The organism is Phytohalomonas tamaricis (genome assembly GCF_003012345.1).
GTDB lineage: Bacteria > Pseudomonadota > Gammaproteobacteria > Pseudomonadales > Halomonadaceae > Phytohalomonas > Phytohalomonas tamaricis.
The window spans coordinates 254,120-274,771 of record NZ_PVRV01000021.1; the positions used below are offsets into that span (position 1 = coordinate 254,120).

At 54.9% G+C, this 20,652-nt stretch carries 22 protein-coding genes; 12 read left to right on the forward strand and 10 right to left on the reverse strand.

The genetic code is table 11. The features are described from left to right. Positions 1-58 precede the first annotated feature (58 nt). From C3Z11_RS10900 to C3Z11_RS10920, 5 genes are all read right to left on the reverse strand, one after another. Positions 59-805 carry an SDR family NAD(P)-dependent oxidoreductase gene (locus C3Z11_RS10900; RefSeq protein ID WP_106477976.1) on the reverse strand — a complete coding sequence of 249 codons (747 nt, stop codon included), beginning with the start codon at positions 803-805 and terminating at the stop codon, positions 59-61. A 25-nt stretch (positions 806-830) separates the two neighbouring features. Then, the gene (locus C3Z11_RS10905; RefSeq protein WP_106477977.1) at positions 831-2,456 is read right to left on the reverse strand and encodes a flavin-containing monooxygenase; all 1,626 of its coding nucleotides are present in this window, start codon (positions 2,454-2,456) and stop codon (positions 831-833) included. A 29-nt stretch (positions 2,457-2,485) separates the two neighbouring features. After that, on the reverse strand, positions 2,486-3,385 hold the full coding sequence (locus tag C3Z11_RS10910; protein ID WP_106477978.1) for an alpha/beta hydrolase: 900 nt from the start codon (positions 3,383-3,385) through the stop codon (positions 2,486-2,488). 334 nt (positions 3,386-3,719) lie between these two features. Next, on the reverse strand, positions 3,720-4,433 hold the full coding sequence (locus C3Z11_RS10915) for a TRAP transporter large permease subunit (RefSeq protein WP_106477979.1): 714 nt from the start codon (positions 4,431-4,433) through the stop codon (positions 3,720-3,722). Between the two features lie 312 nt (positions 4,434-4,745). Next, the gene (locus C3Z11_RS10920; RefSeq protein ID WP_106477980.1) at positions 4,746-6,626 is read right to left on the reverse strand and encodes an FAD-binding monooxygenase; all 1,881 of its coding nucleotides are present in this window, start codon (positions 6,624-6,626) and stop codon (positions 4,746-4,748) included. 537 nt (positions 6,627-7,163) lie between these two features. On the opposite strand from C3Z11_RS10920, the gene C3Z11_RS10925 reads away from it, so the two are divergent. The 5 genes from C3Z11_RS10925 to C3Z11_RS10945 all read left to right on the forward strand — a co-directional run bounded on the left by C3Z11_RS10925 (position 7,164) and on the right by C3Z11_RS10945 (position 11,891). Then, entirely contained in the window at positions 7,164-7,550 is a 387-nt protein-coding gene (locus C3Z11_RS10925) for a 5-carboxymethyl-2-hydroxymuconate Delta-isomerase (protein WP_106477981.1), read from the forward strand. Positions 7,551-7,593: 43 nt separating this feature from the next. Beyond that, on the forward strand, positions 7,594-9,102 hold the full coding sequence (gene hpaE, locus C3Z11_RS10930; protein ID WP_106477982.1) for a 5-carboxymethyl-2-hydroxymuconate semialdehyde dehydrogenase: 1,509 nt from the start codon (positions 7,594-7,596) through the stop codon (positions 9,100-9,102). Positions 9,103-9,162: 60 nt separating this feature from the next. Next, a complete protein-coding gene (gene hpaD, locus C3Z11_RS10935) occupies positions 9,163-10,143 on the forward strand; it encodes a 3,4-dihydroxyphenylacetate 2,3-dioxygenase (RefSeq protein ID WP_106477983.1) in 981 nt (326 codons plus the stop codon). Between the two features lie 72 nt (positions 10,144-10,215). After that, positions 10,216-11,100 (forward strand): fumarylacetoacetate hydrolase family protein, encoded by an 885-nt coding sequence (locus C3Z11_RS10940; protein WP_106477984.1) that lies wholly within the window; start codon positions 10,216-10,218, stop codon positions 11,098-11,100. Next, on the forward strand, positions 11,091-11,891 hold the full coding sequence (locus C3Z11_RS10945; protein ID WP_106477985.1) for an FAA hydrolase family protein: 801 nt from the start codon (positions 11,091-11,093) through the stop codon (positions 11,889-11,891). The genes C3Z11_RS10940 and C3Z11_RS10945 overlap by 10 nt, the downstream gene beginning before the upstream one ends. A gap of 66 nt (positions 11,892-11,957) precedes the next feature. Here the strand turns inward: C3Z11_RS10945 and hpaA are convergent, their stop codons facing one another. Further along, positions 11,958-12,857 carry a 4-hydroxyphenylacetate catabolism regulatory protein HpaA gene (hpaA, locus tag C3Z11_RS10950; RefSeq protein ID WP_106477986.1) on the reverse strand — a complete coding sequence of 300 codons (900 nt, stop codon included), beginning with the start codon at positions 12,855-12,857 and terminating at the stop codon, positions 11,958-11,960. A gap of 389 nt (positions 12,858-13,246) precedes the next feature. Between hpaA and hpaI the strand changes: the two genes are divergently transcribed. The 4 genes from hpaI (at position 13,247) to C3Z11_RS10975 (ending at position 17,896) form a co-directional block, all read left to right on the forward strand. Continuing rightward, entirely contained in the window at positions 13,247-14,050 is an 804-nt protein-coding gene (hpaI, locus tag C3Z11_RS10960) for a 4-hydroxy-2-oxoheptanedioate aldolase (protein WP_106477987.1), read from the forward strand. A gap of 63 nt (positions 14,051-14,113) precedes the next feature. Beyond that, positions 14,114-15,565 carry an NADP-dependent succinate-semialdehyde dehydrogenase gene (gabD, locus tag C3Z11_RS10965; RefSeq protein WP_106477988.1) on the forward strand — a complete coding sequence of 484 codons (1,452 nt, stop codon included), beginning with the start codon at positions 14,114-14,116 and terminating at the stop codon, positions 15,563-15,565. A gap of 63 nt (positions 15,566-15,628) precedes the next feature. Beyond that, positions 15,629-16,063, forward strand: coding sequence for a homoprotocatechuate degradation operon regulator HpaR (hpaR, locus tag C3Z11_RS10970; RefSeq protein WP_106477989.1), 435 nt, complete (start codon positions 15,629-15,631; stop codon positions 16,061-16,063). Positions 16,064-16,273: 210 nt separating this feature from the next. Beyond that, positions 16,274-17,896, forward strand: a complete 1,623-nt coding sequence (locus tag C3Z11_RS10975; RefSeq protein ID WP_106477990.1) for a GMC family oxidoreductase — start codon at positions 16,274-16,276, stop codon at positions 17,894-17,896. A 99-nt stretch (positions 17,897-17,995) separates the two neighbouring features. Here C3Z11_RS10975 and C3Z11_RS16860 read toward each other — a convergent pair whose 3' ends face one another. Both C3Z11_RS16860 and C3Z11_RS16865 read right to left on the reverse strand, forming a co-directional pair. Next, positions 17,996-18,154 carry a hypothetical protein gene (locus C3Z11_RS16860; protein WP_158701008.1) on the reverse strand — a complete coding sequence of 53 codons (159 nt, stop codon included), beginning with the start codon at positions 18,152-18,154 and terminating at the stop codon, positions 17,996-17,998. Beyond that, positions 18,142-18,495, reverse strand: a complete 354-nt coding sequence (locus C3Z11_RS16865; RefSeq protein ID WP_262927365.1) for an APC family permease — start codon at positions 18,493-18,495, stop codon at positions 18,142-18,144. Before C3Z11_RS16865 ends, C3Z11_RS16860 begins: the two co-directional genes overlap by 13 nt. Between C3Z11_RS16865 and C3Z11_RS17110 the strand changes: the two genes are divergently transcribed. From C3Z11_RS17110 to C3Z11_RS10990, 3 genes are all read left to right on the forward strand, one after another. Further along, positions 18,473-18,820 (forward strand): Rossmann-fold NAD(P)-binding domain-containing protein, encoded by a 348-nt coding sequence (locus C3Z11_RS17110; protein WP_262927366.1) that lies wholly within the window; start codon positions 18,473-18,475, stop codon positions 18,818-18,820. The genes C3Z11_RS16865 and C3Z11_RS17110 overlap by 23 nt on opposite strands. Then, positions 18,820-18,963 (forward strand): hypothetical protein, encoded by a 144-nt coding sequence (locus tag C3Z11_RS17115; RefSeq protein ID WP_262927367.1) that lies wholly within the window; start codon positions 18,820-18,822, stop codon positions 18,961-18,963. The genes C3Z11_RS17110 and C3Z11_RS17115 overlap by 1 nt, the downstream gene beginning before the upstream one ends. 279 nt (positions 18,964-19,242) lie before the next feature. Next, positions 19,243-19,629 (forward strand): cupin domain-containing protein, encoded by a 387-nt coding sequence (locus C3Z11_RS10990; RefSeq protein WP_106477991.1) that lies wholly within the window; start codon positions 19,243-19,245, stop codon positions 19,627-19,629. A 229-nt stretch (positions 19,630-19,858) separates the two neighbouring features. Here the strand turns inward: C3Z11_RS10990 and C3Z11_RS17120 are convergent, their stop codons facing one another. Then, a complete protein-coding gene (locus C3Z11_RS17120) occupies positions 19,859-20,110 on the reverse strand; it encodes a hypothetical protein (RefSeq protein ID WP_262927368.1) in 252 nt (83 codons plus the stop codon). Between the two features lie 118 nt (positions 20,111-20,228). After that, positions 20,229-20,600 (reverse strand): sulfatase-like hydrolase/transferase, encoded by a 372-nt coding sequence (locus tag C3Z11_RS17125; RefSeq protein ID WP_262927369.1) that lies wholly within the window; start codon positions 20,598-20,600, stop codon positions 20,229-20,231. Positions 20,601-20,652 lie beyond the last annotated feature (52 nt).

Below are 20,652 nucleotides of genomic sequence, written 5' to 3' on the forward strand. Positions count from 1 at the left end.
GTAAAAGTATAAAAGCGTTGGGAAAGAAGTCTGTAAGGAAAATAGCCGCACCTGGTCTTTAGCGTGCTAGGTATCCACCATCGACCGGATAGTAAGACCCAGTGACGAAAGACGCTTTGTCACTACTGAGCCAGAGTACCAGCTCTGCAACCTCGTCGGGTTGGCCTAGTCGATTTATCGGATGCAACGCAGCAAGTGCCGAACGATCAGACTCTGGCAGATCTTTCAATAGCGGCGTATCTATGAATGCAGGACCTACCGCATTTACACGAATGTTCCGCGTTGCATATTCCAGACCAGCACTTCTGGTCAATCCAACCACCCCATGCTTGGCCGCAGTATAAGCAGAGTGCCCAGCAAACCCAGCCATTCCCATCACAGATGCAACATTAACGATAGCTCCCCCGCCTCCTGCAACAAGCGCGGGAAGCTGTCGCCGCATGCCTAGAAAGACCCCGACAAGATTGACGTCAATAATTCTCTGCCATACCTCAGGCGAACATTCTTCAACATCAACAGGCTTCCCACCGATGCCTGCGTTGTTGCAAGCCACATGCAAACCTCCATAATGCTTGAGAGTTGAAGATACCAGCGCCAGATGACTATTATCATCGGTCACATCCACTCGAACAAATATTGCATCCCCTCCGTCTGAGAGAATTAGGTCACGAGTTTCCTCTCCACTGTTTTCATTCAGATCCGCAATGACTACTTTGGCCCCCTCTCGGGCGTAGGAAAGAGCAATAGAACGTCCAATTCCCGATCCTGCGCCGCTTACCAGTGCTACCTTTCCATCGAATAACATCCTTCCACCTCGCCGTGAGAAAGATCTAATGGATTACAAAACCTGGATAACCTGAGTTAGCAACTTGGTCACAGATCTTGCGATAATTATTTACGCCGCCTATGTATGCGAGGAATACACGCGGCTTACCCGGCACATTGGCCCCCATATACCAAGAGTTGGTTTTAGGAAAAAGCGTATTACTCACCACCTCGTTAGCATGTGCGACCCAATCGGCCTCGCCTTCTTTGCTGCTTGCGATATGTGTATTTCCATGTTCTCCAAGATATTTTATACAGTTGGCAATCCAATCCACATGGTTCTCGATGGATACGAACATATTACTTAACACGGAAGGGCTTCCTGGCCCAGTAATAGTAAACATGTTCGGGAAATCAGCTACCATTATTCCCATGTTGGAGCGTGGGCCATCTTCCCATTTTTCAGCCAATGAAAGTCCTTCTTTTCCTCGTATGTCGACCCGTAACAACGCCCCCGTTACTGCGTCATAACCTGTAGCAAATACAATACAGTCAAACTCATGCAGTTGATCCAAAGTTTGAATACCTTCCGGAACGATACGTTCAATTGGAGTATGCTTTAAACTGGTAAGAGTGACATTGTCGCGGTTAAAGGTTTCGTAATATCCCGTATCCATACACAGACGACGTGTGGCCACATACTGACCATGTGGAATTAACATTTCCGCAACGTCTGGATCATTTACTTTGCGCCGAATTTTATCAGCAATGAAATCTGCTGCGGTATGGTTTGCATCTTCGCTTGTAAGCAGGTCATTGAAAGCTGACTGAAAAGCAAAAGGAGCACCACGTTGATATAATTCATTATAAACACGCCAACGCTCAGCCGGACTGACATCGAAAGCTGACTTGTCATAGCTTACAAAGGGAATTCCACCAATACTATCTTCCCGAGCAAATCGTCTGTGCTCGGTGTAGTTATCCTTGAGCACCTGAGCATAATCTGGATCAATTGGTCCGTTGTATGCCGGTAGACTGAAGCTAGGGGTTCGCTGAAATACCATTAAATGCTGCGCCTGTTCTGCCAAAATAGGAATAACTTGTATTCCGGACGAACCGTTACCGATAACGGCAACACGCTTCCCAGAGAAATCTACCGGTTCTTTCGGCCAGTCTGTTGTGTAGTAGATGTTTCCCTTGAAGTCGTCAATTCCATTAATGTTAGGCTCCTTCGGTACTGAGAGGCAACCGGTCGCCATGACGTAATAAAGTGAAGTGACAGTTTCACCATTCTCTTTCTTAATTCTCCATAATCCATTTTCATCGTTGTAGTGTGCCGAAACTATGCGGGTATTGAAGTTAATGTCACGTCGAAGATCAAACTTTTCTGCTACATATTTAAGATATCGTAAAATTTCACCTTGAGTAGAGAAACGCTCACTCCATTTCCATTCTTGCTGAAGCTCTTCAGAAAAAGAATAAGAATAATCCATACTCTCAACATCGCAGCGCAAGCCAGGATATCGATTCCGATACCAGGTACCACCTACCTCGTCTCCCTGTTCATATACTTGCGCCTTCAAGCCCAATTCCCGGGCGCGGTAAAGCATGTACATACCCGCTATGCCAGCCCCGATAATAGCGATATCAATATCGCCTTCGTGTTCAAAAGATTTATGCGCTTTCGACATGCTCGTTCACCTTATTAGGTCAGGAAAGATCAAGCAGAAGTGGAAGAGTGTTCGCGTAGAAAGGTACCAGCTAGGTTCAAGGACTTACGTGAAGCACCAAGAGCTGAGGCAAACATCTGCCAAACATGAAACATTTCCGGCCAGATGTGCAGTTGGACATCAACATCATCCATACCTGCTTTTTCTGCGAGTCTGGTAGCATCACTCAAGAGAATCTCGTGGGAGCCAACCTGAATAAGCATTGGCGGTAAACCCGTGAGGTTTGCATATATTGGAGATATCAAGGGATCTTGGGGATTTCGTTCGCCGATGTAACACTTCGCCATTTTGGCCAATCCTTCACGTGTCAGCAGATAATCGACTTCTGCAAGGTGTTGCATGCTGCAACCTGATAATGAGAGATCACACCATGGAGAAAAGACGGCTATTGCAGCCGGCATTGGCAGGCCGGCGTTTCTTGCCGCTGTGAGCATAGCTACACTTGCCCCGCCCCCAGCCGAGTCACCGGCCACAACTATTTGCCTGGGTGTATAGCCCTGCTCCAAAAGCCCTCTATAAGCTGAAAGAATATCTTCCAAAGCTGCCGGATATGAATGCTCTGGCGCCAAGCGATAATCGACTGTAAAAAATCGCGCGCCGCAGTCTTGCGCAAGATTAGAGGCAAGCGACAAGTAGTCTCGAGCGCTACCGAATCCGTAGGCACCGCCATGGATATAAAGCAGGACATGATCCGATTCGCTCCAAGGGCCTTCCCCCCAAATGCCTCTCACGCCGCCGATATCACGTTCCCGATAAACCAGATCATCAAGCAACGGTAGCCCGCTCATCATTTCGGAGAAACCCTTTCGTACCGTCGACACCTCACCGGATAGATCTAGAGCAGAAGACTTGAGCTGAACAATTAGATTGCTGAAATCTATCGGATGCATATCAAACACCTTCTCTATCGTAATGTCGGAAATAGTTGGATAAATGAAGTCATCTCTACTGAGGTTACACCTCTTACAAATAACATATATATAAACAGATATAGATGGTGAATTTATTGAATCCTGGTGCCTTAATTTTGCTCAATCCTGCCAACTACTTACAAAGCTTCTTAATATTCTTTAGCATGATTAATGTCATGGCTAGAACTGAGAAGGCCTATTGATAAGGACGCATATGTAAGCACCACCTGGTTTGTTTTGTTTAAAATCTATGCCTACATGTCGTGTAAATATTCCTTAGCTTCTTTGTGCATACAAAGAAGATGTCTTACGTTCATAACCAAATTAACGAAAGGTACGGTACAAAAACAACAATACCGATACGTACTATGTCTGCCCCAATAAATGGCAGGATGCCCCAGCTAACTGTGGCAAGCGTTGTGCCTCTACTGAACCTTTGTACGATAAAAAGATTCATGCCCATGGGCGGAGTAATCAGGCCGATTTCCACGGCCATTAGCGCCACAATGCCGAACCAGATCGACTTGTCTGTGGCATCAAGTCCGAATAGATCAAGTTGCAAAATGATCGGATAGAAGATCGGAATAGTAAGTAGAATCATCGACAGCGAATCCATCACGCATCCCAGCAACAGATAGATGAGCAGAATAATCAGCAGTACCATTAGCGGCGCAAGGCCACTGTTCAGAACCCATTCCGCCAGCGCTATCGGCAGCTGTCCCAGTGCCAGGCCACTATTGAGCAGGTCCGCACCGACCACGACCAGATAAATCATGGCAGTTGCCTCCGCCGTGCCCACCAGGCTTTTATAAAGCCCTTGCCAGCCCAGGCCGCCACGCAGCACAGCATAGAGCCCACAAGCGGCAGCACCGATCGAAGCGGCCTCGGTCAGATTAGCCCAACCGCCATAGAGGCCAACGATTACAACGGCAAAGATCACCATAATCGGTGCAACATCACGGAGACTCGCCAGACGCTCGGCCATGGAGTGGCGAGGTGCGCGCTCGACGTCGCGCATGGTCTTCATTGCCACGATGCGAATGACTACAAAAGAACCAGAAGATTAGAGACGAGCGGCGCAGTGCAAAACCAGATCCATTCATGAGCTTTTCTCCGCATTGTTGTTATTACAGTACCGGCATTCTATATTTTTATTAATAAATTAATGATTAGACATTGGACAGAGAAAACAGACTCATGAAATAGCGATACATTATTTATAGAAATAACAGTAGGCATACTGTAATTATCAGACAGTTTGTACTTTTCGTACTCATATCGCGGAAAGAGCGGTGACCAGCTTTTTGACTGGCCCCGCCTCTTCTCGTTGCAGAATGCGCTACCTATTCATGATGGGCCCAAAGAAATCCGCCAGCTTTTCGGTTGCCGATAGCGGCAGAATGTTCGCGACATACTGATCGGGACGAACCACTACGACGGCCCCGTCGCGATTAATGCCCCGCGTTTCGAAAATATCCTCATCAGGCAAGATGCCGAACGCATTGCCATAATCGGTAAGCTCGAACGGGCCAACCTGCGGCATGAACACCCCGGGCACGCTTGCTATATCGACCTCATCATGGGTCTGCTGGTAGATCACCTTCACATCGAACCAAGCGTTGGGATCAATATCTTTAGGGCTGGCTTGCAACGGCGAATCCGGCGCCGTCTTAAGCCAATTGGCGAGTTCATCCACGGCCGATGGCTCGTTAGCCTTGGCCGAGTCGGCAAAGACATAGAGCCGCCAGCGTCCGTCGGCGCTTGCCAGATGACCAAGATGTAGCGGATTACCATCGCAAACGCGCGACACCATGGCTGACTTGAAGCGTTTGCCAATCGGGAACTCGGTAGCGAGCGCCTGATGCCGTGTCTCGGCGGTGATGAGCGACGGTGCATACTCGGTCATGAACCCGGCCGGAAACTCGATAGTACGCATATAAAATTCTTCGAGTTCAGAGGGGTCTTCGAACTCCTCAGGACGCTTGGCCATCATGGTTGACCACTCTTTGTCGAAGTCGATTAGGTTCTTGGCAACGACCTGCCGTTCGGCCGAGTAGGTGGAAAGGAGCCTTGCGGGACTGCGCCCCGATAGCACATGCCCCAACTTCCAACCGAGATTAAAGCCGTCTTGCATCGACACGTTCATGCCTTGCCCCGCCTTGGCACTGTGCGTGTGGCAGGCGTCACCGGTTATGAACACTCGTGGCAGGCGCCCCGAGGCGGGATCTTCAACATCATCGAAGCGATCGCTGAGCCGGTGGCCGACTTCGTAAACGCTATGCCAAGCGACATTACGCACATCCAACGTATAGGGATGCATGATTTCATTAGCTTTGGCGATAATCTGCTCTATAGACGTCTCACGAATGGCGCTGCTGCCATCTGCGGGCACCTCACCAAGATCCACGTACATACGAAACAGATATCCTCCCTCGCGGGGAATAAGCAGGATACTGCCGCCCGAACGTGACTGAATCGCACATTTAGTACGAATATCGGGGAAATCGGTCACGGCCAGCACGTCCATGACGCCCCAGGCGTGGTTGGCTTGATCGCCAGCGAGTGTACACCCGATCGAGCAGCGCACCTTGCTGCGTGCACCGTCACTACCAACGACGTACTTGGCGCGTATGGTTCGCGTCTGCCCTTCCTGACTCCCCGATGTGCTCCTAAGGGTGACAGTAACTGGATACTCGCCTTCGTCGCCGATCGCGATATCCTCGAACTCAAAGCCATAATCAGGGCGAATGCGTGCGGGGCCATTCACAGCGGATTCGGCAAGATAGTCGAGCACTCTGGCCTGGTTCACGATCAAGTGAGGAAACTCACTGATACCGGCGGGATCATCAGGCGTGCGCGCCGTGCGTACGATATGTTCTGGATTCTCTGGGTCCGGCTTCCAGAACGCCATCTCGGTAATACGGTACGCTTCAGCGATGATGCGATCAGCGAACCCGAACGCCTGAAAGGTCTCGACACTGCGAGCCTGAATGCCATCGGCCTGACCGACCTCGAGCCGACCAGCACGCCGCTCGACAATGCGGGTGCTGACGCCGGGGAACTGAGAGAGCTGCGCCGCCGTGATCATACCGGCAGGCCCAGAGCCGACAATGAGCACATCCACTTCATCAGGCAGCGTCTCGGAGCGGTTGAGGCCTACACCGGCCGCGGGCTGAATTCGAGGATCCCTGGATACATAGCCGTAATGATGAAACTGCATGATCTTTACCTCGTTACTGTTCGGACGGTCCGGATACCTCGGCCGCGTCGTCAATAGTCGGCCTGAAGGATGCCGCTGAGATTCCCACTTGAGCCGCCGCCCGTGTGCAGCATTCTCTGGTCATGAGCGGGTTAACATTTTTCTATTTTCTATGCTGATAAAACCCAGCGCTCTTGGGGATGTGTTTTACAAAGCCTTCATTGTACTTTTCATAATTAACCTACCTACCTTAGTCGACCCCATCTCCCAACCGAGAAAAAATAGTTAATATATGAACCTGATATTCATCAAGGAAACGCAACATGCCCTTAAAGTCGCATGAAATCGCCGCCTAGTGCTCCTTATATGATATCTAGCAAGTAACTTTTGCAAGATTAATGCGGAACGCAAAAAACTTACTTGACAGACAGACAAGATTTTATTGTTAATATGTTAATAATATCGACACAGTACTTTTCATGGATTTAGGCTCCCGAGCGGGAAGCCACTGTGCGGTCAAGCCGCCCAGGCCATAAGTGCCACCTAAAGGAGAATGATGTGCCACATTTGCATATCGAGTATTCGCCGAACATCGAAAGGCACGTCGACATGCGCGACGTCTGCCAGGCCGCCTGGGAAGCAATGAAGGAGAATGACCTCTTTCCCCTCGCTGGCATACGCGTGCGCGCTTTCGCTGCCGACCACTGCATCGTCGCCGATGACCACCCCGATAACGACTTCGTCGCGATGACGCTTTCCGTCGGGGCAGGACGTGAGACATCTGCTCTCAAGGCAGCCGGGAATCGCATCTTTTCGGCGGTACAAGCAGCTCTCACAACACCGCTTTCCACATCTCACTTCGCGCTCTCGCTGGAGATTCGCGAGATCAACGCCGAGCTGAGCTGGAAAGACACTCCGATACATGCCCGCCTGTCGAAACGGTGAGCTTTCGAAACCCTGAGCCTGTCGACATACCAGGAGATTTTTGATGAGTACCTTGAACGAGAATATTGCCCGCGCGCAGGCACACATGCAGCGCTTCCGCGAGCAAGGGGTGATGAACCATATCAACGGTGAATCGGTCGCTGCCGTTTCGGGCGAAACCTTCGAGACCCTGTCGCCGGTCGACCTCCAGCCACTGGCAAAGGTCGCACGGGGCGGAGCCAGCGATATCGATCACGCTGTCATGGTAGCCCAGAAGACCTTCAAGACCTGGAGCAAGACCTCTGGCAAGGAACGTCGCGCCATTCTGATCAAGGTCGCGGAAGCGATCGAAGCGCGCGCCGAGGAAATCGCCTTTACCGAGTGCATGGATACCGGTCAGGCACTGCGCTTCATGTCCAAGGCAGCGATCCGTGGCGCGGCCAATTTCCGCTTCTTTGCTGACAAGGCGCCGGAAGCCGAGGACGGTCTGGCGCTGCGCAACGATACCCAGATGAACGTCACCTCCAAGCGCCCATTGGGCCCGGTTGGGGTCATAACGCCGTGGAACACGCCGTTCATGCTGTCGACTTGGAAGATCGCTCCGGCGCTGGCCTCCGGCTGCACCGTGGTACACAAGCCGGCTGAATTCTCGCCCATGACAGCAAAACTACTGGTCGAGATCGCGGAGGAAGCCGGTCTACCCAAGGGCGTGCTGAACCTGGTCAACGGTTTTGGCGAGGACGCCGGCAAGGCTTTGACCCAACACCCGGGGATCAAGGCGATCGCCTTCGTCGGTGAGAGCCGCACGGGCCAGCTGATCATGGCTCAGGCAGCACCAACTCTGAAGCGTTTCCATTTTGAGCTGGGCGGTAAGAATCCGTTCATCGTCTTCGACGACGCCGATATTGATCGCGCCGTCAATGCGGCCAGCTTCATGATTTACTCGCTAAATGGCGAGCGCTGCACCTCCTCATCTCGCTTGCTGGTGCAGGAGAGCATCTATGATGAGTTCACCCGCCGTGTCGCCGAGATCGCCAGCAATGTCAAGATAGGGCATCCGCTTGACCCAGAGACCGTAGTCGGTCCGCTAATTCACCCGGAACACGAGAAAAAAGTGCTCTCCTACTTCGACAAGGCCCGTGAGCAGGGAGCGACCATCGCCGCCGGCGGTGAAAAAGTCGGTGAGGAAGGCTGCTTCGTTCGCCCGACCCTGTTTACTAACGCCACCAATGACATGGTGATCGCCCAAGAGGAAATCTTCGGTCCGGTGCTGACTGCCATTCCGTTCAAGGATGAAGAAGACGCCTTGCGCATCGCCAACGACACGGAATACGGGCTGGCCGCTTATCTGTGGACCAACGATCTTAACCGCGCCATGCGTCTGACCGACGAACTAGAGGCCGGCATGATGTGGATCAATTCCGAGAATATCCGCCACCTGCCAGCGCCCTTCGGCGGCGTCAAGGCTTCCGGTATTGGCCGCGATGGTGGCGACTGGTCATTTGACTTCTACATGGAGACGGTCAACGTCTCCTTCCCGCGTAAAGTCCATCAGGTACCGAAACTAGGTTAATAACATTACCTCGCGAGGTGGCCAGCCGCCGCCTCGCCCGGTGGCTCACGGAGACATTCCATGCCCATTTCTGCTCCTAATCTCTATCCCGCTTTCAACGTCCTTCGGCTGAGTCACGTCGTTTTCGGCGTCACAGACCTAGCCAAGAGCCGCCATTTCTATGTCGACACTCTCGGCCTGCAGGTCACGGACGAGGATGATAAGCGCATCTACTTGCGCGCGATGGAAGAGCGCGGTCACCACTGCATCGTGCTCGAGAAAAGCGCTACCGCGGCGGCTCAGGCGCTATCGTTTAAGGTCTTCGATGAAGAAGAATTGGATAAGGCATATGCCTGGTTCGAAACGCAGGGACATCCGGTCGAGTGGGTCGAGCGCCCCTACCAAGGCCGCACGTTGCGCACGCTTGACTGCTTCGATACGCCCATTGAGTTCTATTTCAAGATGGACCGTCTGGCGCCCATCCATCAGCAGTACGCGCTCTATCACGGCGTCAAGCCTCTGCGTATCGACCACTTCAACCTGTTCTCTCCCAGCGTCGACAAAGCGGTCGAGTTCTACAACAGCATCGGTTTCCGCGTCACCGAATACACCGAAGATGAAGAGAGCGGCAAACTGTGGGCGGCCTGGATGCATCGCAAAGGCGGCGTTCACGACATCGCCTTCACCAACGGCGAAGGGCCGCGCCTACACCATACTGCCTTTTGGGTGCCGACCCCGCTCAACATCATCGATCTATGCGATCTGATGGCCACCACCGGCTATGTCAGCAATATCGAACGCGGTCCGGGGCGACACGGCATCTCTAACGCCTTCTTCCTCTACATCCTCGACCCGGACGGCCACCGCATCGAGATCTATTGTTCCGACTACCAGACCGTCGATCCAGATCTTGAACCGATCAAGTGGGATCTGAAGGATCCGCAGCGCCAGACCTTGTGGGGAGCACCAGCGCCGCGCTCCTGGTTCGAGCACGGTTCGTTGTTCGAGGGTGTCGAACCCCAAGTGTCGCAGTTGAAGGCCACTCCCATCGTCGCCCCTTGAGAAAAGCAGGTTTTCTGGAATTATTTCGGTAACGACGGCCCGGCAGTAGCCGGGCCTTTCAGGAGAATATTCATGAGCACTGCCCTTCCCGCCCGCCTGGCGTCCTTTCATGCCAACGGTGCCGACCGCTACGGTGCCGTCACCGACGATGGCATCGTCGATCTGACGCCAGAATTCGGTGCTCGCTTCAAGGGGCTCAAGGAAGTGATCGAGGCTGGCGCCATCGACGAGGTGCTGCACGCCGCTGAGGGACGCCGCCCGAGCTACCGCGAAGAGGACGTCACTTTTCTGATTCCCATCGCCAATCCCGAGAAGCTGATCTGCGTCGGTGTCAACTTCCCGTCGCGCAATGAAGAATACAAAGACGGTCAGGCTGCACCGAGCAAGCCGTCATTGTTCATTCGCTTCCCTCGCAGCTTCGTGGGGCATCAGGAAAATTTAGTGCGTCCGCCGGAGAGCGAGCAGCTCGACTACGAAGGCGAAGTCACCATCGTGATCGGCAAGGGTGGACGTCGCATTCCCAAGGAAAAGGCCTATGAACACATCGCGGCGCTGACGCTGTGCAACGAAGGCACTATCCGCGACTGGGTCCGCCACGCCAAGTTCAACGTCACCCAGGGCAAGAACTTCGATGCCACCGGCGCCATCGGCCCCTGGCTGGTGCCGTTTCGCACCGCCTCCCAGCTCGACGATATCGAGCTGACCACCCGCGTCAACGGCGAAGTACGTCAGAACGACCGCACGTCGCGCATGATGTTCGATTTCCGCTACATCGTGAACTATGTCTCGACCTTCACCACGCTCGTCCCGGGTGACATCATCGTCTGCGGTACTCCGACCGGCGCAGGCGCCCGCTTCGATCCGCCGATCTGGCTCAAGCCCGGCGACGTAATTGAAGTCGAAGCCGAAGGCATCGGCAAACTGGTCAACGGCGTGGAGGACGAGAGATGCCGCTGACGGCCACGCAAATCTCCGAAGCTGCGGACGCCCTGCTCGCCGCAGAGGAAAACCGCGAGCAGATTGGCCTGCTGTCGCTCAAGCATCCGGATATGACGCTTGATGACGCCTATGCAATCCAGGCTGCACAGCTCGAAAAGAAAAAGCGCCAGCATACTATCATCGGCTGGAAGATTGGTCTGACCTCTAAGGTCATGCAGGAGGCGCTCGGCATCGACACCCCTGACAGCGGTGTGCTCTATGACTACATGCGATTTGACACCGACGCTGTCATACCCAAGGGCCATTTCATTCAGCCGCGTATTGAAGCCGAGATCGCTTTCGTTTTGAAGGCGCCGCTGGGGGGAGAAGTCACGCGTGACGACGTTCTCGCCGCCACCGACTACGTGGTGCCCGCACTCGAGATACTTGACACCCGCATTGTGCGCAAGGACGCCCGTACCGGCCAGCCGCGGATCATCGTCGATACCGTTTCCGACAATGCGGCCAATGCCGGCATCGTACTGGGGAAGGAGAAACACGCACCGGACGCGTTCGATCTGCGCTGGGTTGGCTCGATCGTCAAGAAAAATGGTGTTGTCACCGCCACCGGCCTGGGCGCTGGGGTACTCGATGATCCGGTCACAGGCCTGGTGTGGTTAGCGCGGCGCATGGCGACCTATGGCCAACGGATCGAGGCCGGCCAAGTAGTGCTGTCCGGCTCGTTTATTGGCCCGATTGAATGCCCTTCCGGCAGCGAGATCGAGGCCGACTACGGTCCCTTTGGCAAAGTAACCCTGCGATTCGATTAAGCATCGTCCAGAAACCGGCAGCGTTCGCCAATTTTTCGGACAAAACCCGAACTGGGCAAAAACGGCCTATGCCTGGCCGGTCTGGTGATGACGATAACGCGATGGCGTGGTGTTCGCATGACGAGCAAAGAAGCGATAAAAATATCCCGGGTCCTGAAAGCCGAGTTGATAGCCGATCTCGTTGATCGACATGCGAGTAAAGGTCAGCATACGGCGCGCTTCCTGAATCAGCCGGTCATGCACTACTCGTTTGCTGGGCACCCCGGCAATACGGCGGCAGACGCTGTTGAGGCGCGCCTCGGTGACGTTGAGCGCTGCAGCGTATTCCGCCAGCGTCCAGTGGCTCCGATAGTGCGCTTCGATCTCCTGGTTGAAACGATGAAACAGCGTCAGCTCCTCATGACGAACATGCTGGGCCTTGAGCGAATTGGTAGACAGGCGAAACAGTCCGATAAAAACCAGCCGGGTCAGCGTTGTAAGCGCCGCCTCGCGTCCTGGCCGTTCGCTGTCAAACTCCAGCCTCAGCTCATCGAACAGCCGTTCGAGGCGCGCAACCTCGGTACGCGCATCTTCACTGACGTGACCGGTCGCCACGCAGACCGGCGCGATGCGCTGAATACCGCCCAGATCGGGACTCTCCTCAAGCAAGGACCACACCAGTTGCTGGCGTACGGTCAGCACGTGTCCCTCGCTGCCCTCCTCCGTCGTGAAAGAGTGAGGTACGGTCGGCGGGGTCAGGAAAAACATCGGTCCCTGTTGATGAAACTGCCGGTCATCCAAATAGACTCGCACCATGCCACTCTTGACGTAGTGCACCTGAAAGAACCGGTCATGATAATGCACCGGCATATTGCGCCCGTAGAAATCAGCCATACGTCCCAGCGCGTCGTAGTGCACCGTCGCGTCAGCGTAACGCTGATCGTACTCCTGGCCGATCGTAATGTTGGGAATGGCCTCCAACGCCATACTGCGTCTCCTGTGTGCCTACCCTTTTCTGTCGCTGCTCGTTTACATATTAACAATACCGTGCCCCAGCACTCCACCGTCGGCTCGCGACTATCGTTCGGTCTCATCCGGCCTTCCACAACCCTACTTCAATAAAGGAGACATTAATGGGTGAGATTGTTCTGGCAAACAAGGTCAAGTATGTATGGCAACAGTCATGCTGAGGGGACTGTTGGGCACAGGCTACAACAAGCCCGCCGAGATCCTGGCCGAACCCTTCGGTAGCTCCGGCACGGGACAGATCAATGCGGTATTCCCACTGTAAGCCACCGAGAGAAACGCCGCCTCGGGCGAACGCGCTCCGCGCCTCAGGCGTACAGGCACCATAAAGATATTTCAGGAGAACATTCATGGACATGCCACGCAATGCCTTCAAGCAGGCTCTCGCCAACAACGAGGTTCAGATTGGCTTGTGGCTGGGCCTCGCCAACGGCTACTGCGCTGAACTGGCCGCCAATGCCGACTTCGACTGGCTGTTGATCGACGGCGAGCACGCTCCCAACGACTTGCGCACCATTCTCGAACAAGTACAGGCGATCGCACCCTATCAGGCGCAGCCCGTGGTACGCCCGCCCATTGGAGAGACAGAGCTGATCAAACAATACCTCGACATCGGCGTGCAGACCTTGCTGGTACCGATGGTAGACAACGCCGAGCAGGCGCGTGCCACAGTGCGTGCGACGCGCTATCCGCCGGAGGGCGTGCGCGGCGTCGGCAGCGCACTGGCGCGAGCGTCGCGCTGGAACAGTATCCCCGGCTACCTGGACAAGGCTGACGGAGAGATCTGTCTGTTGGTACAGATCGAAACCCGGGAAGGACTCAAGAACCTCGACGAGATTGCCGCCGTTGAAGGCGTCGATGGCGTCTTCATCGGCCCCGCCGATCTGAGTGCGTCGCTGGGCCATCGCGGCAATCCGGGGCATAAAGAGGTCCAGAACGCCATCGAGGATGGCATCCGACGCATTCGTCAAGCTGGCAAGGCGGCCGGCATCCTCTCGGCCGATCGCACGCTTGCCAAACGTTATCTTGAGCTGGGCTGCACCTTCGTCGCCGTCGGCGTCGATACCAGCCTGCTCATGGGCGCGCTGAAAGAACTGGCAACCACCTTCAAGGGGGGAGAAACACCGGCGAATTCCGCCCCTTCAGTGTATTGAACACCCCTCACGGCTGCCTATCCGGGGCCTGAAATTCCAGCTTATCATTTCAGGAAAAAACGCATGAAACTGACTGATTCACGCCTGCTGCGTCAGCACGTCTACATCAACGGCCAGTGGGTCAACGCCGACAGTGGCGAGACTTTCCCTGTGACTAACCCAGCCGACACCACGCCGATCACCGAAGTCGCGCGCGTTGGCGCCGCCGAGACCCGCCGCGCCATCGACGCAGCAGTCACAGCCTTGCCCGCCTGGCGCGACAAGACTGCAAAGGAACGCGCCACAATTCTTCGCCGCTGGTTCACCCTGATGCAGGATAACAAGGAGGACCTGGCGCGTATCTTGAGCTGGGAACAAGGCAAGCCGCTGGCTGAAAGCCGAGGTGAGATCGATTACGGTGCCAGCTTCATCGAATGGTTCGCCGAGGAGGGTAAGCGCATCTACGGTGACGTCATTCCCAACGATAAGCCCAATCGTCGATTGATAGTGATCAAGCAGCCGGTGGGCGTCGTCGCCGCTATAACGCCGTGGAACTTCCCGGTCGCGATGATCACACGCAAGGCGGGACCCGCCTTGGCCGCTGGCTGTACCATGGTGCTCAAGCCCGCGTCGGAAACGCCACTCTCGGCGCTGGCCCTGGCCGAGCTAGCCGAGCGCGCAGGCATACCGGCCGGAGTGTTCAATGTCGTCACCGGCCGCGCCGGAGAAATCGGTAGTGAGCTCACGCGTAACGAAAACGTGCGCAAGCTGTCGTTCACCGGATCGACCGAGATCGGCCGCCAACTGATGGAAGAGTGCGCAAGTACCATCAAGAAGGTGAGTATGGAGCTCGGCGGCAATGCACCTTTCATCGTCTTCGATGACGCTGATCTGGACGCGGCCGTCGAAGGTGCGCTGGCGTCGAAATTCCGTAACAGCGGCCAAACCTGCGTATGCACCAATCGCATTCTGGTACAGGATACCGTGTACGACGCCTTCAGCGAGAAGCTCGTGGCAGCCGTGAAACAGCTCAAGGTCGCTCCGGCCGAGGAGGAAGGATCACAGCAAGGACCGCTGATCAACCCAAAAGCGGTCGATAAGATCAAAGCCCATATCGACGATGCCGTCAGTCAAGGAGCGAAAGTGCTGTGCGGTGGCCAAACGCACGCGCTGGGAGGCAACTTCTTCGAACCGACCGTCATCGGCGATGTCACTGCGGCTATGGATGTCGCCAGTGAAGAGACCTTTGGCCCCTTGGCGCCGCTGTTTCGCTTTCACAGTGAGGAGGAGGCGATCCGGATGGCGAATGACACGCCATTCGGTCTGGCCGCATACGTTTATACCCAAAGCGTAGGCCGCTGCTGGCGTGTGGGGGAAGCGCTCGAATATGGTATGGTAGGCATCAACGAAGGTCTCATCTCTACGGAAGTCGCCCCTTTTGGTGGCATCAAGGCCTCAGGCGTCGGCCGAGAAGGCTCCCGCTACGGCATCGAAGATTATCTCGAAATCAAATACCTGTGCATGGGCATTCGCTAACCTCTTGGCTAAGATCAAGGGGACGATCGATCCCCTTGGTTGCTTTTTTTAACAAGGTAGAACATGGCGCGCCCGACCCCCTCTCTGACCCTGGCACTGCTTCAGGCACGTGAATCTGCAATGGATTTTTTCAGGCCACATCTTAATCGCAATCACATCACCGAACAGCAGTGGCGGGTCATCCGCATTCTTTGGCAGTCTGATGATCAGACACTCGAGAGTCATCAACTGGCCGAGCTAGCATGCATACTGCGTCCCAGTCTGACCGGTGTGCTACTGCGTCTTGAACAGAGCGGTCTAGTCCGTCGCTGGAAACCTGAAAACGATCAGCGTCGTCTTTGCGTGACCCTGACATCGGAGGGGAATGCCCTCTTCGATGACATGAAGGACGAGATGATACGCCAGTATCAGAAGATCCAGCAGGCCTTAGGCGCGGAGAAATATCGCACTCTGATGAGTCTTCTGAACGAAGTGCAGCGGCTACACCCAGACGATTGACGAAGCACGTGGGCAGCGCGACTTTCCCTTCGGCCGCCCAGCCTCATACTAAAGAACAAGCTCTCAAGCCATTGATTATAAAAATCAATTTTCGCTTGGCTGAGGCAGTCAAGTAGTTGGCACGCCCAGTCAATTTGATAGCCGCTATTGTTTTTTAACCTGCACCCTCTGTCGGCGCGTAGCGCCCTATCGCGGCTTGGGAATACAGTAATGCAGGAACATTATGACTACATCATCATCGGTGCCGGTTCGGCCGGTTGTGTGATTGCCCATCGCCTGATTGAGCATAACGAAGGCTCCATTTTGCTGGTCGAGGCCGGCGGCCAGGATTCTAGCCTGCTTGTCCGCATGCCAGCCGCGCTGGGCAAGGTCATTCCGACCCGTACCTGGCCCTACATGACGGCTCCGCATCCGGCGACCCACCACCGCTCCATGAGCGTAGCTCAGGGCAAGCTGATTGGCGGCAGCAGTTCGGTCAACGGCATGATCTACATTCGCGGTCACCGCGAAGATTATGATAGCTGGGCCCGTGAAGAAGGCTGTACGGGCTGGGGCTTTGATGATCTGCTGCCCTACTTCATTCGCAGTGAAGGCAACGAGTCGCTAGCAAACGAACTGCATGGCACCAACGGACCACTCAAGGTCAGCGAGAACCGCTATCGCCATCCGTTGACGCAGGCCTTTGTCCGCGCTGGCCAAGAGATCGGCCTGCCCTATGTCAATGACTTTAACGATAACGGTCGTCACGGAGTCGGTTACTACCAGACAACCACCTTTGAAGGTGAACGTTACAGCGCCGCCAAGGCTTATTTGAGCGGCCTACGCGACCATAGCCGTCTTACCATTCTTCCGGATACCGAGGTGGAGCGCGTCATCATCGACGGAGATCGGGCAACCGGCATTGTTGCCCGGCACGCCAGAAAAGGCCCAATCACATTCCATGCCCGTCAGCAGGTGATCGTTAGCGCAGGCGCCATCGGCAGCCCCAAGATTCTGTTGCAATCGGGCATCGGACCCGCCGAGCACCTGTCCCAGCAGGGAATCAAGTGCCTCAAGAATTTACCGGTCGGCGACAACCTGCAGGATCACCTGCACATGTCCATCAATGCTACCCTCAAGGCACCGACGTCACTCTACGGTGAAGATGCCGGCGTCAAGGCGCTGCGCCATGGTGCAGAGTGGCTCCTGTATCGCCATGGCCTAATGACCTCGAACGTGTTGGAAGGCGGCGCCTTTCTGGATACCGCCGACGAAGGGCGACCTGATACGCAAATTCATTTCATGCCGGTGCTCGACACTTGGGACGATCCGAACGGCATCGGCAAGGGTCGCACACATGGGCTTACGCTCAAGGTGGGCCATCTGCAACCCGTCTCGCGCGGCAATGTACGCCTGACCGGGACGCGCGCCGATCAGCCGGTCCAGATCAATGCTAATTTTCTTGATGCACCGGAAGATGTCGAGCATCAAATACGCGCCCTGCGAGCGGGGCTTGCTCTGCTCGATACTCGATCGCTATCTGCGCTGGTCGACGATATCTTCTCTCCTCCAGAGGCGCGCCAACTGATGGCCCAGTGCGCGGCCGACAATCGCGAGGCGCTGGAAAGCTTTGTTCGACAATATTGCAAGACGACTTATCATCCAGTGGGCACCTGCCAGATGGGTCCCGACCCCGACTGCTCAGTGGTGGACCTTGACCTAAACGTACACGGTATCAGCGGCCTCAAGATCATCGACTGTTCGGTCTTTCCACGTCTGCCTCGCGGCAATACCAATGCCCCGACCATCGCTGTCGCGGAGAAGGCCGCCGACCTGCTGGTCAAGTCAACCTAACTATCTCATCGTCATCCAGCCTTACGCTGTCACTTGCGCATAAAAAAACCGCCACATCAGGTGGCGGTTGCTTTTCCGGTGTAAATCGTTCTTCAACACTCAGTCAGTCATGTCCGGTTCGAAGAGCCCTTTTTTCATCTTGCACTTGACCCAGAAGATAGCGATCAAGCTGACAAGGCCCAGCACTACACCCAGTAGCGTATACACCATTGCTGTCATCTCAGGCGACGGTGACGCATTGGCGGCTACACATACCATACCGACGATGCCGACGAGCTGCGGAATCGGAACAGTGGCGTCCTGTAGGGCCGCGCGTGGTTCGGCTTCCTGATGCGCAGCACAATGACGTTGATGTGGGCGACGATATAGGCTAGTAGCCAGCTGGTAGAAGCGCCGATCAGCAGGACGATGATGTGATCCGGATCGACCAGCAGGAAGGGAATCGCCACGATGGTCGCCAGAAAAAGAATGCCGATCCAGGGGGTATTGAAGCGCGGATGCTGCTTGCACATGATCATGAACGCCTGGCCGTTCTCGGCCATCCCGCACAACATGCGCGGTACCGACGCCAGAACGGTGTTGAGCGTACTGCAGGTCATGATCGTGTTTCCCGAGGACTCCCCTTTTCCCAACATGCCCAAGCCGACAGCCGACAGCCGCATGATGGCAATGCCCGCTTATCTGGGCGGCAGTTTCTGTACGGCGAGCGTCAAGTGGTACGGCTCCAACATTGCGAACAGAGAGAAAGGTCTCCCCCGATCCATTCTCATGTTTACCCTCAGCGATGCCGATACCGGCGCACCGCTGGCGTACATGTCGGCCAATTTGCTGTCGGCGTATCGCACCGGTACCATACCCGGCGTAGGCGCACGCCATCTGGCCCGCAAGGACGCCAGAACGATCGGCCTTCTCGGCCCGGGGTAATGGGAAAAACGTCCGTCTCGGCCTTCATGGCGACCCATCCTCATATCGATACAATTAAGGTGAAAGGGCGTGGGCAGAAGAGCATCGATAACTTCGTTGCCTGGGTAAAGGACACTTATCCGCAGATTTCCAACCTCTACTGAGAGGCGTTTCATTATTGGGCATCAATAGCGTTACTCGTCCGTCGACAGAGCGTAACGAAGCTTGGCACCGGCTGGCTGAAGAAGTTGATACCAGCATGCTTGAGAAGACGACGTAAGAGGTGGGCCTGACAGGAGTTATTAGTGCTGCGGAAGACCTTCTTGAGGGCAGAACTCGTGGTCGAGTCGTAGTCAATGTTAATCGTTAAATGGCCTTAGTTTGCTCTTCGGTTTGCCAAGCAACCTATATTTCCGGTAAATGATTTTAGAGAGGAGAATGCAATGAAACCAGAAAGCGTCGATGTCAGCGAAGATCCATGGGAAACATGGGAAGATCCCGAATTTGCAGCTAAAACAAAGGTTCGTTGGAAACTTATATTTTCTGCTGAAAGGACTTCAACGGGCGTGATGAGTATGGGGCTGGCTGACATTGCTCCTGAAGGCATACTCCCGTTGCATCAGCATGATCCTGCTGAGATATACCATATCCTCAGTGGCGAAGGGCAAATGGAAATCGAGGGTGTCACTTTTCCATTGTATGCTGGTCAGTCGGTTTTCATTCCCCCAAGGGCATGGCATAAAACTATCAATGTTGGTGCTGTGCCGCTTCGCTTCGTATTTACATTTCCGACCGACAGCTTTGAGCAGGTTGTTTATAATTTTGCATAGTAAAATCTTTATTTATGCACATGCAATCGAACCCGACGTTGAGCTGGACAATGCTGTTACTCAAGCTGGCGGAGATGCCAAGTACCGTACCCAGCACCGCGGCGGTATTCACTGTCAGGAAATAGTACCAGCCGAAGATGTCCAAGGCTCTTGGTGAACATAATAACAGTTAAATCCATCTTGGCAGCCTGAGGAACCCAGCCGTGGCCGGGTTCCCCAAAGGCGTCACTTACTCTCCGCGAGGGAAGGGCTGGGCCTCTTCGAGTATGTTGAGATCCATGTGGTTACGCATGTAGCGCTCCGAGGCCACTTTTAACGGCTGATGATCCCACGGATAATAGGCACCGTTGCGCAGCGCTTCGTAAACGATGAGTCGGCGTGCCTGGCTCTCACGCACTCGGCATCGAAACGTTCCATGTCCCAGCGCTCGCGACATCGAAACGTTCCATGTCCCAGCGCTCGCGACATCGAAACGTTCCATGTCCCAGCGCTCGCGACACCAACGCTGGAATTCGCCGAGCAGTTCGTCATGCGCCGGTTCCTCGGGCAGATTGTTCAGCTCGTCCGGGTCTGCTTCAAAGTCGAACAGATGTGGCGGATCAAGCTCGCAGTGATCGAACTTGTAACGTCCCTGACGGATGGCGCACTAACGGCGCATAACTGCCCTTGGCGGCGTATTCCAGGTATACCGGCGTCTCACGACTAGCCACGTGCATGAGCGGCAGCAGCGATTCCCCGTCGGTCCACGGCTCGATCGCGCTGCGATCGATACCGACTAGATCCGCCAGGGTGGCATTGACATCCAGCGCCGATACCGGATCGTCGACCCGCCTCGGCTCAATTTTCGGCGCGCTGATCATCAGTGGTACCCGCGACGAGCCTTCGTATGGGCTCATCTTGAACCACAACCCACGCTCCCCAAGCATGTCGCCATGATCGGAGACAAACAGGATGATAGTGTCACCGAGCATGCGGGTGCACTTGAACACCTTGGTAGGAGGCGCTAGGGGCTGTTGAAATTTC

Bases quoted from the DNA above. Each gene is read 5' to 3' on its own strand.
- C3Z11_RS10900 (WP_106477976.1), bottom strand. From the start codon at position 805: ATGTTATTCGATGGAAAGGTAGCACTGGTAAGCGGCGCAGGATCGGGA.
- C3Z11_RS10905 (WP_106477977.1), bottom strand. From the start codon at position 2,456: ATGTCGAAAGCGCATAAATCTTTTGAACACGAAGGCGATATTGATATC.
- C3Z11_RS10910 (WP_106477978.1), bottom strand. From the start codon at position 3,385: ATGCATCCGATAGATTTCAGCAATCTAATTGTTCAGCTCAAGTCTTCT.
- C3Z11_RS10915 (WP_106477979.1), bottom strand. From the start codon at position 4,433: ATGAAGACCATGCGCGACGTCGAGCGCGCACCTCGCCACTCCATGGCC.
- C3Z11_RS10920 (WP_106477980.1), bottom strand. From the start codon at position 6,626: ATGCAGTTTCATCATTACGGCTATGTATCCAGGGATCCTCGAATTCAG.
- hpaE (WP_106477982.1), top strand. From the start codon at position 7,594: ATGAGTACCTTGAACGAGAATATTGCCCGCGCGCAGGCACACATGCAG.
- hpaD (WP_106477983.1), top strand. From the start codon at position 9,163: ATGCCCATTTCTGCTCCTAATCTCTATCCCGCTTTCAACGTCCTTCGG.
- C3Z11_RS10940 (WP_106477984.1), top strand. From the start codon at position 10,216: ATGAGCACTGCCCTTCCCGCCCGCCTGGCGTCCTTTCATGCCAACGGT.
- C3Z11_RS10945 (WP_106477985.1), top strand. From the start codon at position 11,091: ATGCCGCTGACGGCCACGCAAATCTCCGAAGCTGCGGACGCCCTGCTC.
- hpaA (WP_106477986.1), bottom strand. From the start codon at position 12,857: ATGGCGTTGGAGGCCATTCCCAACATTACGATCGGCCAGGAGTACGAT.
- hpaI (WP_106477987.1), top strand. From the start codon at position 13,247: ATGGACATGCCACGCAATGCCTTCAAGCAGGCTCTCGCCAACAACGAG.
- gabD (WP_106477988.1), top strand. From the start codon at position 14,114: ATGAAACTGACTGATTCACGCCTGCTGCGTCAGCACGTCTACATCAAC.
- hpaR (WP_106477989.1), top strand. From the start codon at position 15,629: ATGGCGCGCCCGACCCCCTCTCTGACCCTGGCACTGCTTCAGGCACGT.
- C3Z11_RS10975 (WP_106477990.1), top strand. From the start codon at position 16,274: ATGCAGGAACATTATGACTACATCATCATCGGTGCCGGTTCGGCCGGT.
- C3Z11_RS16860 (WP_158701008.1), bottom strand. From the start codon at position 18,154: ATGGTATGTGTAGCCGCCAATGCGTCACCGTCGCCTGAGATGACAGCA.
- C3Z11_RS16865 (WP_262927365.1), bottom strand. From the start codon at position 18,495: ATGACCTGCAGTACGCTCAACACCGTTCTGGCGTCGGTACCGCGCATG.
- C3Z11_RS17115 (WP_262927367.1), top strand. From the start codon at position 18,820: ATGGGAAAAACGTCCGTCTCGGCCTTCATGGCGACCCATCCTCATATC.
- C3Z11_RS10990 (WP_106477991.1), top strand. From the start codon at position 19,243: ATGAAACCAGAAAGCGTCGATGTCAGCGAAGATCCATGGGAAACATGG.
- C3Z11_RS17120 (WP_262927368.1), bottom strand. From the start codon at position 20,110: ATGGAACGTTTCGATGTCGCGAGCGCTGGGACATGGAACGTTTCGATG.
- C3Z11_RS17125 (WP_262927369.1), bottom strand. From the start codon at position 20,600: ATGCTCGGTGACACTATCATCCTGTTTGTCTCCGATCATGGCGACATG.